This is a genomic window from Microbacterium pumilum, from assembly GCF_039530225.1.
Lineage (GTDB): Bacteria > Actinomycetota > Actinomycetes > Actinomycetales > Microbacteriaceae > Microbacterium > Microbacterium pumilum.
Genome location: NZ_BAAAOH010000001.1, coordinates 3803220 through 3817534 on the forward strand (window position 1 = coordinate 3803220; position 14315 = coordinate 3817534).

General features: G+C 67.4%; 14 protein-coding genes. 4 read left to right on the top strand and 10 right to left on the bottom strand.

Translation table 11 applies throughout. The features are described 5' to 3' along the window. Positions 1-62: 62 nt before the first annotated feature. The 5 genes from ABD188_RS17120 to ABD188_RS17140 all read right to left on the bottom strand — a co-directional run bounded on the left by ABD188_RS17120 (position 63) and on the right by ABD188_RS17140 (position 4195). Positions 63-2069 (bottom strand): ATP-dependent helicase, encoded by a 2007-nt coding sequence (locus tag ABD188_RS17120; protein ID WP_344065096.1) that lies wholly within the window; start codon positions 2067-2069, stop codon positions 63-65. Between the two features lie 440 nt (positions 2070-2509). Then, entirely contained in the window at positions 2510-2998 is a 489-nt protein-coding gene (locus tag ABD188_RS17125; RefSeq protein WP_344065098.1) for an adenosine-specific kinase, read from the bottom strand. Between the two features lie 211 nt (positions 2999-3209). Next, the gene (locus tag ABD188_RS17130) at positions 3210-3542 is read right to left on the bottom strand and encodes a cupin domain-containing protein (RefSeq protein WP_344065101.1); all 333 of its coding nucleotides are present in this window, start codon (positions 3540-3542) and stop codon (positions 3210-3212) included. Between the two features lie 53 nt (positions 3543-3595). Continuing rightward, positions 3596-3823 carry a hypothetical protein gene (locus ABD188_RS17135; RefSeq protein ID WP_344065103.1) on the bottom strand — a complete coding sequence of 76 codons (228 nt, stop codon included), beginning with the start codon at positions 3821-3823 and terminating at the stop codon, positions 3596-3598. Positions 3824-3988: 165 nt separating this feature from the next. Further along, positions 3989-4195 carry a dodecin family protein gene (locus tag ABD188_RS17140; protein ID WP_344065105.1) on the bottom strand — a complete coding sequence of 69 codons (207 nt, stop codon included), beginning with the start codon at positions 4193-4195 and terminating at the stop codon, positions 3989-3991. Positions 4196-4331: 136 nt separating this feature from the next. Here ABD188_RS17140 and ABD188_RS17145 point away from each other — a divergent pair, with 136 nt between their 5' ends. After that, positions 4332-4502 (top strand): hypothetical protein, encoded by a 171-nt coding sequence (locus tag ABD188_RS17145; RefSeq protein ID WP_344065108.1) that lies wholly within the window; start codon positions 4332-4334, stop codon positions 4500-4502. A gap of 147 nt (positions 4503-4649) precedes the next feature. On the opposite strand, the gene ABD188_RS17150 is transcribed toward ABD188_RS17145, so the two are convergent. Then, positions 4650-5516 (bottom strand): potassium channel family protein, encoded by an 867-nt coding sequence (locus ABD188_RS17150; RefSeq protein ID WP_344065111.1) that lies wholly within the window; start codon positions 5514-5516, stop codon positions 4650-4652. 326 nt (positions 5517-5842) lie between these two features. Between ABD188_RS17150 and ABD188_RS17155 the strand changes: the two genes are divergently transcribed. Continuing rightward, complete coding sequence (locus tag ABD188_RS17155; protein ID WP_344065114.1) at positions 5843-6775, top strand: alpha/beta fold hydrolase; 933 nt, start codon at positions 5843-5845, stop codon at positions 6773-6775. Positions 6776-6807: 32 nt separating this feature from the next. On the opposite strand, the gene ABD188_RS17160 is transcribed toward ABD188_RS17155, so the two are convergent. Next, the gene (locus ABD188_RS17160; RefSeq protein WP_344065117.1) at positions 6808-7191 is read right to left on the bottom strand and encodes a nuclear transport factor 2 family protein; all 384 of its coding nucleotides are present in this window, start codon (positions 7189-7191) and stop codon (positions 6808-6810) included. Positions 7192-7457: 266 nt separating this feature from the next. Between ABD188_RS17160 and ABD188_RS17165 the strand changes: the two genes are divergently transcribed. Then, on the top strand, positions 7458-8240 hold the full coding sequence (locus ABD188_RS17165; protein ID WP_344065120.1) for a hypothetical protein: 783 nt from the start codon (positions 7458-7460) through the stop codon (positions 8238-8240). Between the two features lie 184 nt (positions 8241-8424). On the opposite strand, the gene ABD188_RS17170 is transcribed toward ABD188_RS17165, so the two are convergent. From ABD188_RS17170 to ABD188_RS17180, 3 genes are all read right to left on the bottom strand, one after another. Next, complete coding sequence (locus ABD188_RS17170; RefSeq protein ID WP_344065123.1) at positions 8425-9888, bottom strand: glutamate-cysteine ligase family protein; 1464 nt, start codon at positions 9886-9888, stop codon at positions 8425-8427. A gap of 118 nt (positions 9889-10006) precedes the next feature. Beyond that, positions 10007-11089: an NAD(P)-binding domain-containing protein gene (locus ABD188_RS17175; RefSeq protein WP_344065125.1), complete on the bottom strand. Its 1083-nt coding sequence runs from the start codon at positions 11087-11089 to the stop codon at positions 10007-10009. Positions 11090-11230: 141 nt separating this feature from the next. Next, a complete protein-coding gene (locus tag ABD188_RS17180; RefSeq protein WP_344065127.1) occupies positions 11231-12526 on the bottom strand; it encodes a DJ-1/PfpI family protein in 1296 nt (431 codons plus the stop codon). Positions 12527-12952: 426 nt separating this feature from the next. On the opposite strand from ABD188_RS17180, the gene ABD188_RS17185 reads away from it, so the two are divergent. Next, positions 12953-14278: an alpha/beta fold hydrolase gene (locus ABD188_RS17185; protein ID WP_344065131.1), complete on the top strand. Its 1326-nt coding sequence runs from the start codon at positions 12953-12955 to the stop codon at positions 14276-14278. Positions 14279-14315: the final 37 nt, after the last annotated feature.

Genomic DNA, 14315 nt, shown 5'->3' on the forward strand with positions numbered 1-14315 from the left:
CGGGGCCGCTGCTTCTGGTGCGAGCAAGTCCTCGCTCTTGCAGCGCGACCGGCCGATCCAGTTCAGGCGAATAGTTCGTCGAACGCGTCCATGCGCACGCGTGGCGCCGTGACGGCCCGGCTGGTCACGGGCTGAAGTGTGACGGCGGCGGTGCTGACCGAGTCCATGAGAGCGCGTGCGGGCTCGGTGAGGAATCTGCTGGGTTTGGCCGCGACGTGCTTGGCCATGAACGCTGTGGGATGCGTGGGCAGTTGCGAGGGGACGTACACGTCGAGGGTGTCGCGGGCGCGGGTGAGCGCGACGTAGAAGAGGCGCTCCTCCTCGGCGAGACCGACGGGCGAGGTGAGTGCCATGTCGGAAGGCATTGCACCGTCGTTGGCGCGCAACAGGTGCACGGTTTCCCACTCGAGGCCCTTCGCCGAGTGGATCGTGGACAGGGTCAGCCAGTCCTCGTCGAGATGAGGCTGCTTCGCCCAGTCACCGGCGACGTTCACCGGGTCGATCGCCTGCTCGGCGACGAACGTACGGAGATCAGTTTGTTGAGCGGCGGCCTGTGCGACGCCGTCGACTTCCGTGACGCGACGCTGCCAATCCGGGTAGTGCGCGCGCAACAGCGGATCCACCGCGTTCCGGCAGGCCTCGACCAGCTCCGACACGGCGGTCGTGGCGTCGACGGCGCCGAGCAGCGACAGGGTCGAGGCGAGCCCGGTGCGGGCCTTCGCCGGCGCCGCCGCGACCGCGTCGGCCCTGTGATCGACGCCCCCGTCCGAGAGGATCCTGGCAACGCTGCGTGCACTCGTTTTGCCGATCGCGCGATGCCGGGTGAGCAGCCGGTACCAGGACACCTCGTCTGCCGGATTGAGCACCACTCGGAAGGACGCCAGCAGGTCGCGGACATGCGCGGTCTCCAGGTAGCCGATCCCGCCGAACTTGTGGAACGGGATCCCCCGTACCTTGAGCTCGACCTCCAGCTGCGCGCTGTGGGATCCGGTGCGCATCAGCACCGCCTGCGCATGCAGCGGTGTGCCATCGACGTGCGCGGCGAGGATGCGGTCCGCGATCGTGCGGGCCTCGTCGTCGGCGTTGCGGCAGCTGACCAGCGTCGGCCGGGCGCCCGGCTGCGGACGGTCGGCGGTAAGCCGCAGCCTCAGCTCGCCCGGGCGGACCTGGTTCGCGAGGTCGAGGATCGGCTGCGTGGAACGGAAGTTGCGTTCCAGCCGCACCAGCGTCGCGTCGGGGTACGCGTTGATGACCTCGAGCAGGTGCCCGGCGGACGCCCCCCGGAACGCGTAGATCGCCTGCGCGTCGTCACCGACGACGGTGAGCCCGCGGCCGTCGGGACTGAGCCCGCGCACGATGTCGACCTGCAACTGGTTGACGTCCTGATACTCGTCGACGAGCACCCAGTCCCACCGCGCCCGCAGCCGCGCTCCGACATCGGGGTCAGCGACCAGAGCCCGGCAGGCGATGAGCAGATCATCCAGGTCCAGCAGGCCGCGCTCGCGCTTACGGTCGCGGTAATGGCGCAACAGACCGGCGACCTGGTCGGCCTGCTCGAGCGCCCAGGGAAACTGCTGCTCGATGACGGTGCGGGCCGGGGTCGCGGTGTTGATGGCGCGGGAGGCGATGTCGGCGATGGTGCGTGTCGTGGGAAGCCGTACCTCGGTGCCGTCGAGCCCGTGCTCCGCGCGCAACAGGTCGATCAGGTCGATGACGTCATCGGGATCGATGACCGTCACATCCGCCAACCCCAGATGCTGCGCGTGCTCGGCGACGATGCGATGCGCAACGGCATGGAACGTGCCCCCCGCGATGCGCTGCGCAGCCTGCCCGTCACCGCACATCACCGCAGCCCGAGAGAGCATCGCCGATGCCGCGCGCCGAGTGAACGTCAACAACAAGATCCGTTCAGGCACCACCCCCGCCTCAAGCAGCCGCGCAACCCGTGCAGTGAGCACCCGCGTCTTCCCCGTGCCCGCCCCTGCCGCCACCACAAGCGGCCCATCGCCATGCTCGACCGCCTCAAGCTGTGCCGGATCCAGCCCAGCGAGCGCATCAGAAACTGCCACGAACCTGACGGTAACCACACCTCCCGACACTCAGCATCAGGGCGAGACTGCGAAGATGCGAAAGCGGGTCCGCGTGACGGGGCTCGAGCCGTATACGAGGGGCAGCGGTGTCGCCCCCTGAGGTGCCTCAGCGCACGTTAGCGGGCAACCATCGGACGCTGGCCCCCGGGCCCGGTCAGAGTCTCGGTTCGGTTGTCCGGAGCCGAGGCTCTCGCCATCCGAGCGTCACGAGGCCGAGGACTGCTCCGACAAGCAGCCTGACTGCGTAGTAGACGCCCAGAGGAAAGCCGGTCCATACCGCCACTCAGCCCAGCACGATCACGACCGAGCGCGCGGCCTCCAGGTCGTAGCGCGGGGCGTCATCGGCCAGTCACGGCTCCCAGGTGACGTCCGGCACGACCGCACGCGCTGTCCCTTTACGACCCGCGGTCCGACCCGCGTCAGAGCTTGTAGCCGATCGCGCGCAGCAGGTCCTTGCGGTCCGCGACATCCTGCTCGTTCTCGACACCGACTGGGGGTTCGCCGTCGATCACTCCTGCCACGCCGCGGCCGGCGTCCGTGATGGCGACGAGGATCTGCACCGGATTAGCCGTAGCGCAGTAGACCGAACACACCTCTGGCACCGCTTTGACCTGGTTGAGCACGTTCACGGGGAACCCGTCACGCAACATGATCACGAAGCAGTGCCCGGCACCAACGGCCACCGCCGCCGCGACCGCGAGGTCCACCAGTGAGCCGTCGTTGCCAGTACGTCTGACCAGCCGCGCACCGGAAGCTTCGCAGAACGCGACTCCGAACTTCAGGCTGCCGCCCACCCCGGCGAGCGCCTCGTGCAGATCTTCGACTGTCTTGATGAAATGAGATTGACCGACGATGACGTTCACGTCGTCCGGCTTCTCAAGCGGGACGACCTCGATGTCGACGTTCACGGTGATCCTCCTTCGACGCGGTCAGCATAGACCCGGACCAGTGCCGCCGCGCCGGCGTCGGGTTCGAACATGCGCCTGCACGTGCGCGTCCTTCGCACAAGACGGTTCGGCGAGGAGCGATCGCCGATTCGCCGATGAGACGGTCCGTTAGCGGTCTCCATGAGGACGGTCGCGGCTAGCGGTTCGAGCCCTTGGTCGAGGCACGATCAGATCAGCGGATCTTGACAACCGTGAAAAGCACGACAGAGTCTTCGACCGCGTCCAGCGAATGGAGTCCGGCAGGGACCGTCAGGAGGTCTCCGACTGAGCCGTTCCAGGACACCTCGCCGGCCTTGAGAAGGACCCGTCCGTGGAGAACCTGCAGCGTCGCCTCTCCGGGGTTCGCGTGTTCGGACAGGTTCTCACCGGCTCGCAGGGCTATCACCGTTTGGCGGAGTTGGTGCTCGTGGCCACCGAACACCGTCTTGGAGCTCCTACCGCTGGACGCTTCCATCGCGTGAGCGAGTTCGTGCCGTGCGAGGGCGATCAGTGATGTCTTCTGCATTGTGCTCTGTTCCGTCCTGAGACTGGACCTTGCGGTCTTCCGTCGGACGCGAATCAGTCGGACTCGTCGTTCGCTGCGGTCTCGATCCAGTCGACTGCTTCGTCCGAGAAGAGAAAGCCGTCGGGGCCCGACTCGCCGACCCACCACGCGCTCGAGCTCACGGAGCCGCCGGCGGCCACGATCTTGCTCAGCACGTCCGGCGACACCGCTTCGCCGTTGTGGGCAATCAGCCACGCCTTGGCGTCGGAGTCAAGCTTGGCCCACCACTCGATGATCTCCATGTGGCCACCATGGCACTCGATGGAGCCGACCGTAAGTCGGTCGCTTCTCGGAGGTCTGTTCACCGGCATCCGCCACGCCTGGTGACGTCAGACATGCCCAGACCGCGTCCGTGCACGAACCCCCGGGCGGTCTCGATCGACCGCCCGGGTTGGCTGGAGACCGGCCTACTCAGGCGCGTACTTGAACGAGAGCTGGATCCGGGCCCGGAACAACAGCGTCCCGTCGTCGCCGACCACGACGTCTTGCTTCGTCACCTCGCCGACGCGAAGGTCGTGCAGCGATCCCGCCGCCGTACTGATAGCTTCTCGGGCCGCCTCCTCCCAGGACGAGGCACTCGTGCCGATCACGTCGATCACTCGGTAAACGCTCATCTTGTCTCCTCATTGCTCGTTGCGGACAAATCCATAGTGATCGCGCTCGCGCTCGTATGGAAGGGCTGCACATTCGGCCCGGTTCGCGCACGCGGAGGCGTTGCGACGCAAGGGTGACGCGCGTACGGTAAGCCGCATGTGGACGTTCGTCGTGATCCTGCTCGTCGTGTGGGCAATCCTTGCGGTCGTCGGCTTCGTCTTCGAAGGTCTTCTCTGGCTCGCAATCATCGGCATCATCCTGTTCGTCGGCACCCTCATCGTGGGCTTCATCCGGCAATCGCGGGGCGAGAAGAAGGACACCCCGTGATTCCGGTTGCGCGTGGCGCCGAACAGATGTGCTTGTAGGCACGGACCCTCATCGGACTCGAATCGTGCAACGTGGCATCAGCCATCACCCGGCATCGGTCGCGGCTGGACGCACGGTCACGACACCGAATATCCGCCGCACCGCTGATCAGGAGTGGTCGCGCGCGAACGACTCCATCACGTCGGCGCGTGACTCGCCCTCTGCGCCGAAGTTGTCGCGCAGGCATCCGACCAGGTCCTCGAGCGCGTCGTCGAGGATCGAACCGGCGATGCGAAGGTCGGCGTGCGGTGACTGGGCCGCGGCGTCGGCGAGCGCTGCAACGACCGGCAGCGCGTGCCCGAGAGAGGTGGGCGCTTCGCCCTCACGAAAGTAGTACGACTCCGGACTTTGGCTGAGGTCGACGCGCACGCTCGCGATCTGCTGCGCAACCGTATGCAGCACTGCCGACGGTCCGACGGGATCGAGCGCGCCGAGCTGCTCCGCGTAGTGCGCGCGGCCAAGCAGGGTCAGATAAAGGGCGGTCGAGCGCCTGCGCGCGAGGGTCGGGAAGAGTTGAAGCAGCCATGTCGCTCCGCCTGTCAGCAGCGCGAACCCCGTCAGCGCCTGCAGGGGCGACAGCAGTCGGACGACCGGGTCGGTGGGAACGACCTCGCCGAAGCCGAGCGTTGAGAGCGACACCATCGAGAAGTACAGGGCCTCGAGCACATCGGGGTACCCGGCGGGATCCATTCCGTCGGAGTAGAGGAAGCCCTCAGGCACATGCGGGAGGTAGATGAGTGCCCAGCCGATCGCCTGAATCGCTGCCCACGCGAGGACGACGGTGATCGCGGCGAGCGGGCCGGATGCGGCTCGCGCTCGTCGCCCGAAGCGCGCGGTGAGGCTCCAGATGCCTGCGACGATCCCGCGGGTCAGCCGCCCTCGTGCGTGCGGGTGGACGAGCGTCAGAAAGATCTCCGACAACCCGTATATGACGATTGCCGCGCCCACGATGGTGCAAACGACATCCCAGATCACGAGTTCAAGCTACCTGGATGGTCCGGCATCACATCAGGGACGGACTGCCAGGAACCCACAGCCACGGGTACCCGCCGGGGTCACCCGCCGTCAGCACCTCGAGCTTCCGTCCGTCAGCCGTGGTCACGGTACGTCGTTCGCTGCCCATGCGATCCCTCATTCGTTGGAGGCGAGGCACTCCATCGTCGCGCAAATGCGCGGGCGACCTTCCGTGGCCGGCAGAGCTGCGCTCCACAGTGCGGCCCGAGACCGACGATACTGCGGGGGTGTGGGGGCGACCAGCATGAGGAAGGAGGAGACAACTCGAGTCGTGGGGGATGACAATCGTGGGAGAGACGACAATGCGCGCAACGTACGGCTTCCTGGCAGTGGACCGCGCTCGACTGCGCGTCCGTGTCATCGGTGAAGGCCCGACGATCATCGTTCTGCATGGCGGCCCCGACTTCGACCACTTCTACCTCCTGCCGGAGCTCGACCGCCTGGCCGAGAAGTTCCGGCTCGTGTACTACGACCAGCGAGGGCGGGGGCGGTCGGCCGACGGCGTGCGACCGAAGGACGTGACCCTGATATCAGAGATGGGGGATCTGGACGCCGTCCGGAGCGATCTCGAGCTGGAGACGGTGGCAGTCCTCGGGCACAGTTGGGGAGGTGTTCTCGCGATGGAGTACGCCACCCGGCATCCGGAACGCGTGTCGCACCTGGTTCTGATGAACACCGCCCCGGCCTCCCACCACGACGCCGAGGTCTTCCGGCGTCACCTGCGGAGCATCCGGCCTGCCAGCGAGATCAACGCCATGGATGCCCTCGCCGCGTCCGACACGTTCCGGGCAGGAGCCCTTCACGCCGAGCTCGACTACTACAGGTTGCACTTCCGACCCGCTCTGGTCGCCACGGATCAACTCGACCGAGTGATCCCACGGCTCCGCGCGCATTTCACTCCCGAGCGGGTGCTGCTGGCGCGTGCGATCGAGCAGCGGCTGTACCGGGACACGTGGTCGTCGCCGACGTATGATCTCCTGCCCCGGCTGCATCACCTCGCCGTGCCGACCCTGCTCCTTCACGGCGAGCACGACTTCATCCCGATCCGGTTGGCAGAACACATTGCCGGCGCGATTCCCGACTCTCGATTCGTCGTTCTGCCTGGCTGCGGCCACTTCGCCTACATGGAAGCGCCCGAGCTTGTGCGCGAACAGGTAGGGCGACTGTTCGGCGTCAGCGCGTTTCCCTCCCCCCGGAGAGCCGCTGATGCTGGTCCATGAGTACCCCCGGGTTGCGGCCAGGAGGCACGTCCTCAGTGTGCCGGCGTGGGTGCGCCCCAGCGCTCGTTGAACCAGAAACGGATCTGCCAGCCTTGGTCGGAGTGCGTGAGTGCGCGGACGTTGCGGAATTGAGATGCGACTCCCTGGGGATCTGTGGTCGTCACCATCACGATCACCAGAGCGTTCTTCCCGAGGACCTGGACCGACAGGACCTCGGAAGTGCGGTCTGCGAATGGACTGTGGGGGCTCACCCCCGCGATGAATGTGGTCTTGTCGACGACCTCCCCGTTGGCGCGGCGGAACAGCAGGTCGTCGCTCAGGATTTCGTCGAAACGCGCGACGGCGGTCTCGTCGCCACGCTGCTCCCAGTCGGCGACTGAGATGTTGAGTGATCGCAAGACTTCGTCGTCAGACATCTCGTACTCCTTCGTCGAGCCGGTCTGTGGCCATTCTGCTCTCGTGTCCGTTGCTGGCGCGCGATAGGTTCGGTGGAGTCTCGGGACCGGGCTTTGATGGGGAGGTGATTCGGATGGCGGCGGTGCACCCAGCTGAACCGAGCAATGCTCCTGCCGGGGGCAGCGGTGATCGCTCGCGGTCGAGGATCGTTCTCTGGGCGTTGCTGACGGTTGTGGGTGTCCTGGTCGTGGTTGTCGTGGTGGGCGGTGCCACCACGTTCGCTTGGATGATCGACGACACACGATTCGGCCGGCCGAGCGAGGAGTTCGATGCGGTGGCGGCGCAGATCGAAGACCTCCCCGGCGTCAGCAGCGTCGAGAGTGACCGCTGGGTCGAGGCGCCCTTTGTGGACGCGCCGTCATCGTCGATCGCGGTCACCGTCGACGAAGGGGGCCTTCCGGGCGTCCTCGATGCCGCCTGCTCGACCGACTATCCCGGCAACATCCAGTGGTCGCTTCGCGTGCACACCGCCACGGCAACACTCGTCTCAGTCCACGAGAAGTCGGACGAGCCCGAAGACGGCGGAGGCGGTTCCCCCTGTCCGAGCTTCGGCTTCGACGCAGTGGGTCTCGTCGAGGAGATCGACCGAGTCGTTCCGGGTCTCGCCATTCAGTCGTCGATCTGGGAGGACGGCATGCTCACGCTCGTCGCCCTCGGGGAGGAGTCAGCCGTAAGCGAAGCGAGTCTCGCCAGCCTGTTGCCGCTCGTCGCGCATTCCGGCGAGCTGCTCGCTGGCGCAGGAATGGGCCCGACAGCGCACCTCGAGATCAACGCGTCGACTCTCGGCCTGATCGTGGAGCCGGGCGAAGAGGACGCCTATGTTGCTCTCCTCACGCGCCTCGCCGAGGACCACGATGTCCGCAATTTCTGGGCCGACGGCAGTGGCACCCCGGAAGACGGGATCGAACGAGTGCAGATCGTCGCGCCCGAGGGGCAGCGCACCATGATCGAGCAGCTCGTCCGCGCCTCGGGACTGCACATCGCCGAGTTCCCCATCAAGTTCGTCTAGCCCTGAGCGCGGACGACGACTCGGAGTCATGCCGATGACGACAGGCTCCGCACGACATCGAGCCTGCGTCCGGATGCCGGTTCTCATTCGTGCGATGCACGAGAGACGCGTGAGCACGAGCAATCGACCGCTCGCCGGATCCAGGGGGGAACACGGTGCCAGACGGCGGGCGCATCCGTGCTCGTCAGCCCCAGGTGTGTACGGGCTCGTTCGTGTGCATCGCCTGGCGGTACTCGAGCAGGGTGGCTCGCAGAGCGTCGTAGCGCTCCATGTCGGCTCGACGATGCATCCTGTCCGCGAACCACCCGGCGCCCGTGACTCCGGTGAGGCAGCGCCCTTCGATGATGCCGAGCAGGCGGTCGCGGGCGGATGTCTCGACTCCCCATGCCTCGAGCCCTTGGTGCGCGAGCGGCAGTAGGTGTCGCAGCACGAGCTCGGTGGCGGGCACCTGGCCGACGCCCGGCCAGTAGAGCTGGGAGTCGATGCCGTCGCGGGCGGCGGTGTGGAAATTCTCTTCGGCACTCGTGAACGACAGTTGGGACCAGAGCGGTCGGTCGTTCTCGGCGATCGCGCGCACGAGCCCGAAGTAGAAGGCGGCGTTGGCCACGGTGTCGACGACGGTGGGACCGGCGGCGAGCAGCCGGTTCTCGACGCGCAGGTGCGGCATCCCGCCGGCGACATCGTAGATCGGGCGATTCCACCGATAGATCGTGCCGTTGTGCAGCCGCAGCTCTGCGAGGGCCGGAATGCCGCCGGCGTCGAGCACGGCCATCGGGTCGTCGTCGTGGACGATCGGCAGCAGCGCCGGGAAGTACCGGACATTCTCCTCGAAGAGGTCGAACACCGAGGTGATCCAGCGCTCGCCGAACCACACACGCGGCCGCACGCCCTGTATCTTCAGCTCCTCGCTCCGCGTGTCGGTCGCCTGTTCGAAGAGCGGGATCCGCGTCTCGCGCCACAGCTCCCGGCCCAGCAGGTACGGCGAGTTGGCGGACACCGCGAGTTGCACGCCCGCTATTGCTTGGGAGGCGTTCCAGTACGCCGCGAACGAGTCCGGTGAGGTCTGGACGTGCAGTTGCGTGCTGGTGCACGCAGCCTCGGGAAGGATCGAGTCCGCGGTGGTGACCAGCTGTTCAGGCCCGTCGATGGAGATCGAGATGTCCTCGCCGCGCGCGTTGAGGATCTGCTCGCTCAGAAGCCGGTACCGCGGATTGGCGCTGATGCTGTCGGGTCGTAGGTGCCCCTCAGCGAGGGTGGGAAGGATGCCGATCATCACGAGGTGGGCGCCGATGGCCGACGACCGCGCCTCGGCGTCGTTGAGACTGCGCCGCAAGCCCTGCTCGAACGTGGTGAGACCCCCGTCGCGCAACCGGGCGGGCGGCACATTGATCTCGATGTTGAACTGACCGAGCTCCGTCTGGAATGCAGTGTCAGCGATCGCCTCGAGGGCCTCCGCATTTCGCAAGGCCGGATCACCGGCCTCGTCGACCAGATTCAACTCGACTTCCAGACCCGTCAGCGGGTCGTCCGTGTCGAAGTGCGCTTCGCGCAGCATCCGCGCGAACACGTCGAGGTTGCGCCGGACCTTCTCACGATGACGTGTGCGATCGGCGCGTGTGAACTCCTGTGCCGGGACGTCCTCCCCCATGACGAAACTCTAGCGAGCCCCCCGCTCGATGAGCCATCCGAGCTCGGCGGCTCTTGTGGATGAACGGCTGCGCACCGTCACCGCAGCAAACCAGGCTGCTCGCGGTCCGCTGCGGCTTTCAGGCCGCGAGGGGCTGCCGATCCGCGACGATCGCCCTCACGGCCTCGCGACCGGCACGGTTCGCGCCGACGGTGGACTGCGAAGGCCCGTACCCGATGAGGAAGAGACGCGGCTCGTCGGTCGCACGCGTGTTCGCCACGCGGATCCCGCCCTCCGGTGTGCGCAGATGCAGGGGCGCCAGATGCTCGAGCGCTGGACGGAATCCTGTCGCCCACAGGATGACGTCCGCCTCGACAAGCGAACCGTCAGGCATACGCACGCCGTTCTCCTCGATCGACGCGAACATCGGATGCCGCACCAGCGCTCCTCGCGCCTGCGCGGCGCGAGCCCACGGCGTCCAGTGCATCCCGGTCACCGAGATCACGCTCCCCGGCGGTAGCCCGCGACGCACACGATCCTCGACGCCCGCAATCGCGGCTACTCGGGCGGGAATGTCGAAGGCCTCCTCGGACCACTCCGGCTCGCTCCGCGTCACCCAGAACGTTTCGGCGACGCGCGAGATCTCGTCGAGCAGCTGAACCGCCGATATGCCGGCGCCCACTATGACCACCCGCCTGCCGGCGAACTGTTCCGCCGAGACGTAATCCGCGACGTGCAGTTGACGCCCGCGGAAGCGACTCTGGCCGGGGTAGTGCGGCCAGAACGGACGAGTCCAGGTGCCGGTCGCGTTGATGACGTACCGCGTTGTCCAGACACCGGCATCGGTCTCGACGACGAGTCGATCGTCGTCGCGGCGGACGGCGGTGACACGCACCGGGCGTCGCACGTCGAGGGCGAATTCCTCCTCGTACGAGGCGAAGTACGGTGGCAGCACATCCCGGCTTGCCGCTTGCGCATCGGCCGGCGGCACCGCGAACCCCGGCAGCTCGTGGATGCCGTTGACCGTTGCCATCTTCAGCGAGGCCCATCGGTGCTGCCACGCTCCTCCGGGCCCGGCATTCGCGTCGAGCACGACGTACGTCTGATCTGTTTCGGTCGCGCGTCCGCTCGAAACGAACCCGCGTCGCGCGAGGTGGTACGCGGCCGACAGACCAGCCTGACCCGCACCGATCACGACGACGTCGACACGCGCAGGATACACATCGACACAGAACGCCTATCGCCGCGGCCGGATTCCCGGGCCGCACCCTGCGCCCTCATCGCAGGACCGTGCGGCTGGTCGTGGCGCCGCGAGCGCCACCGGAACGGGGATCGCCTCGGCACTCAGCGGGGTCGTCACCCGTTACGGTCGCCGGCGCACCGCCGTCCGGCGCACAGCCCAGGGGATGCCGCCGAACGCGGCTGCGAGCAGCACGGCGGTGGCGAGGAGGGCGGGAGCGCGCCAGCTGTCCGGGGCGGGCGCATCGCTGAGAGTCGTGCGGTCGAGCGGGTACTCGAGCATCTTGCCGACGGACACGGCGATCTCCCGACTGGTGGTGCGCGCGAGCTGCTCGATCGCCGCATCGAACCCGCCGAACCCCGCGCGTCCGACGAGGCTGCCCGCGACGAGGGTCGCGGTGTCGGTGTCCTCGCCCGTCCGGCCGGTGCGGATCGTCAGGCCGTGGCGAGTGTGAACGGTTCCGGTGGCGGAGACGGCGTTCGTCGAGACCGCTTGCGAGTAGGTGTAGACCTCGAACAGTGCGGCGGCGTCGATCTCCCCCACGCCCTCGGGCAGTTCGACGGTGATCGTCGGGCGGGACCAGGGAAAGGCGGTGTTGAGGAGGACTCCCGCATCCTCGGTGCCGAACGACTGCGCCGGCATGCGCGTTGGTCCGTCGAGGGACCATCCCGGGTATGCGACCTCTGAGCCGACGCGCGTCGCCTCCGCCGGTCCGGCCATGTCGGCGATCACCTTGAGCGTTCCCGGGATGCCGGAGGTGACTCCACCGGTGGTGGTGATTCGCCCGTCCTGCACATAGCGCTCGCCGCGGACCCACGTCACCGCCGGGCGGGATTCCTCGAGGGCACCGATTCGCGACCAGTGCGAGGTCGCGGTGCTCCCGTCGAGGATGCCGGATGCGGCCAGCAGACGGGATCCTGCGCAGATGCCGAGCACCCGGGCGCCGGCGGCGTAGCGAGTGGCGATGAACTCACGGGCCGCTTGCTCTTCCGGGCCGTCGGGCAGGTTGACCGCGGGCACGACGATCAGATCCGGCGCGGGCGCGGCCCCGGACTCGACGTCTGCGAACGTGTGGTCGGGCGCGATGGCCATGCCACCGTCCAGGGCCGCGGGCTGAGTCGCCGCCGCGACCGTGTAGACGGTGAAGGCGGGCGAGCTGGTGAGCACTTCGTAGGGAGCCAGGGCGTCGGCGGCGTCGGTTCCCGACTGCCCGAGCACCACCGCGACGACGAGAGGCCGCAACTCGGCCGGCGCAGCCACGTGCTGTGCCGTAATCGGAACCGGTTCGGACGGTGAGATGGCGGCGGATGACGGCTGGCCGGACTGGACAATGCCGGCGACCACGATCGCTGCGAATGAGACAACCGCGATGACCGCCGACAGGGCGATCATTCCGATCCGGCGGAAGATGCGTGCCATGAGATTCTCCAAGTGGGTGGTGAGAGGACGGAATGCGACTCGACGAGACGGTGCGGAGTCGGTTCGCTTCGCCGACGGGCGACGCCGTCTGCGATCGTCCGCGCGATTCGCTCGTTGCTCTTGCAGCGCCCGAACGCGATCACGATCGCCGTGACGGCGGCGGTCGTGAACAGCCACAGCCACCGCATGTCGGCACTGCGTTGGGGTCGCACCTGGTCTCGATTCATCGTCAATTGGCGGGGGCATATTTCACGGTATGGACGGATACGAGCCGCACCTAGGACACGAAGTTGACGATCTCGGCCACGTGTCCGAGATCGTCAACTTCGTGTCCTAGGTGGGCCGGTCAACGGCTTCTAGCGTGAGTGCATCCGCACAAACATGCCGCGCTCCTCACGCCGCGGTATCCAAGGATCGGAGCCCGTTGTGACCACCACGTCGAATCTCATCGCCACCCTGACGACAGAGGATCGGGGGCAGAACGACCCGCTGGGCCGCGCTCCAGCACGCACGGCACGGATCGGATTCGTCCTGCTCGGTTCGCTCGCCGCCGGACTCGCCGCTGCCGTTCTCCTCGTCGTCGCCCCGTTCGGGCCGGCGACCCAGAGCGCCGTCACAGGTTCGGTGCTGTGCGGGTTCGCGCTCGGCTGGGCGATGCTGGCCATCCTTTCGGCCCGGCTCACCGACCAGCCCCAGCGATGGGCATTCGCGCCGGCACTGCTGATGGGTCTGAGCGGTGTTCTCCTCGTACTGTTCGGCTCCGCTGTGCAGCCGGTGCTCAACTGGATCTGGCCGCCTGTGATGCTGGCGCTGTCGATCTGGATCATCGTGCGCGCACGCCGAGCCCTGCGCGGCTCGCGGAATCGCTGGGGGCTCTACGCAGTCAGTGTCCTGCTCGCCGGCGCCTCGATCGGCGGCGGCTACCAGGCCATCGGTGAGGCTGCGGATGCGCAGGCGAACCCCATGCCGGGACAGCTGATCGATGTCGGCGATCACAGCCTGCACCTGTACTGCACGGGGTCCGGCAGCCCTACCGTCGTCATGGAAGCGGGCGGGGGCGCGATGTCGTCCGACCTCGGGCGGATCTCCGCAGCGGTGGCCGGCGACACTCGGGTGTGCGTCTACGACCGGGCAGGACGCGGGTGGAGCGAGTCCGCACAGACCTCCCCCCACGGAATCCAGATCGCGGCCGACCTTCACACCCTGCTTCAGCGCGCACAGGTTCCCGGACCGTATGTGCTCGCGGGCCACTCGTTCGGTGGGCTCTACGTGCAGACCTTCGCCGCTCTCTACCCGAGTGAGGTCTCCGGCATGGTGCTCATCGACTCGACCGCACCCAACGCAGCGGTGCCGGACTACGCGGTCCACCCGTACGTCATGGACCGCGTCTTCGCGTTGGCGTCGGCCTCTGCCCAGCTCGGACTCGGCCACCTGTTCGGCGCCACAGCTCGCGATCTTCGCAGCACCATCGACGAGTATGCCGACGCCGGCGACGCCGTGAAGCAAGCGGCATCCCTCGAGGACTTCGGCGGCAAGCCGCTGTTCGTCCTGACGGCACGCCTGGGGAACGATCCCGCGTGGTTCGTCGCCCAGGATCAGATGGCCGCCTTGTCGACCGACAGCGTCCACCGGGTTATCGAGGATGCAAGCCACGACGGGCTGGTGTCCGATCCCGACGGCGCCGCTGCCACCACTCAGGCGATTCTCGACGTGGTCGCATCCGTTCGCAGCGGCGAGTCCCTGGGCACGTGATCCCGGATGTGGCTGCCCGTTGCCACTCGCGCGATCG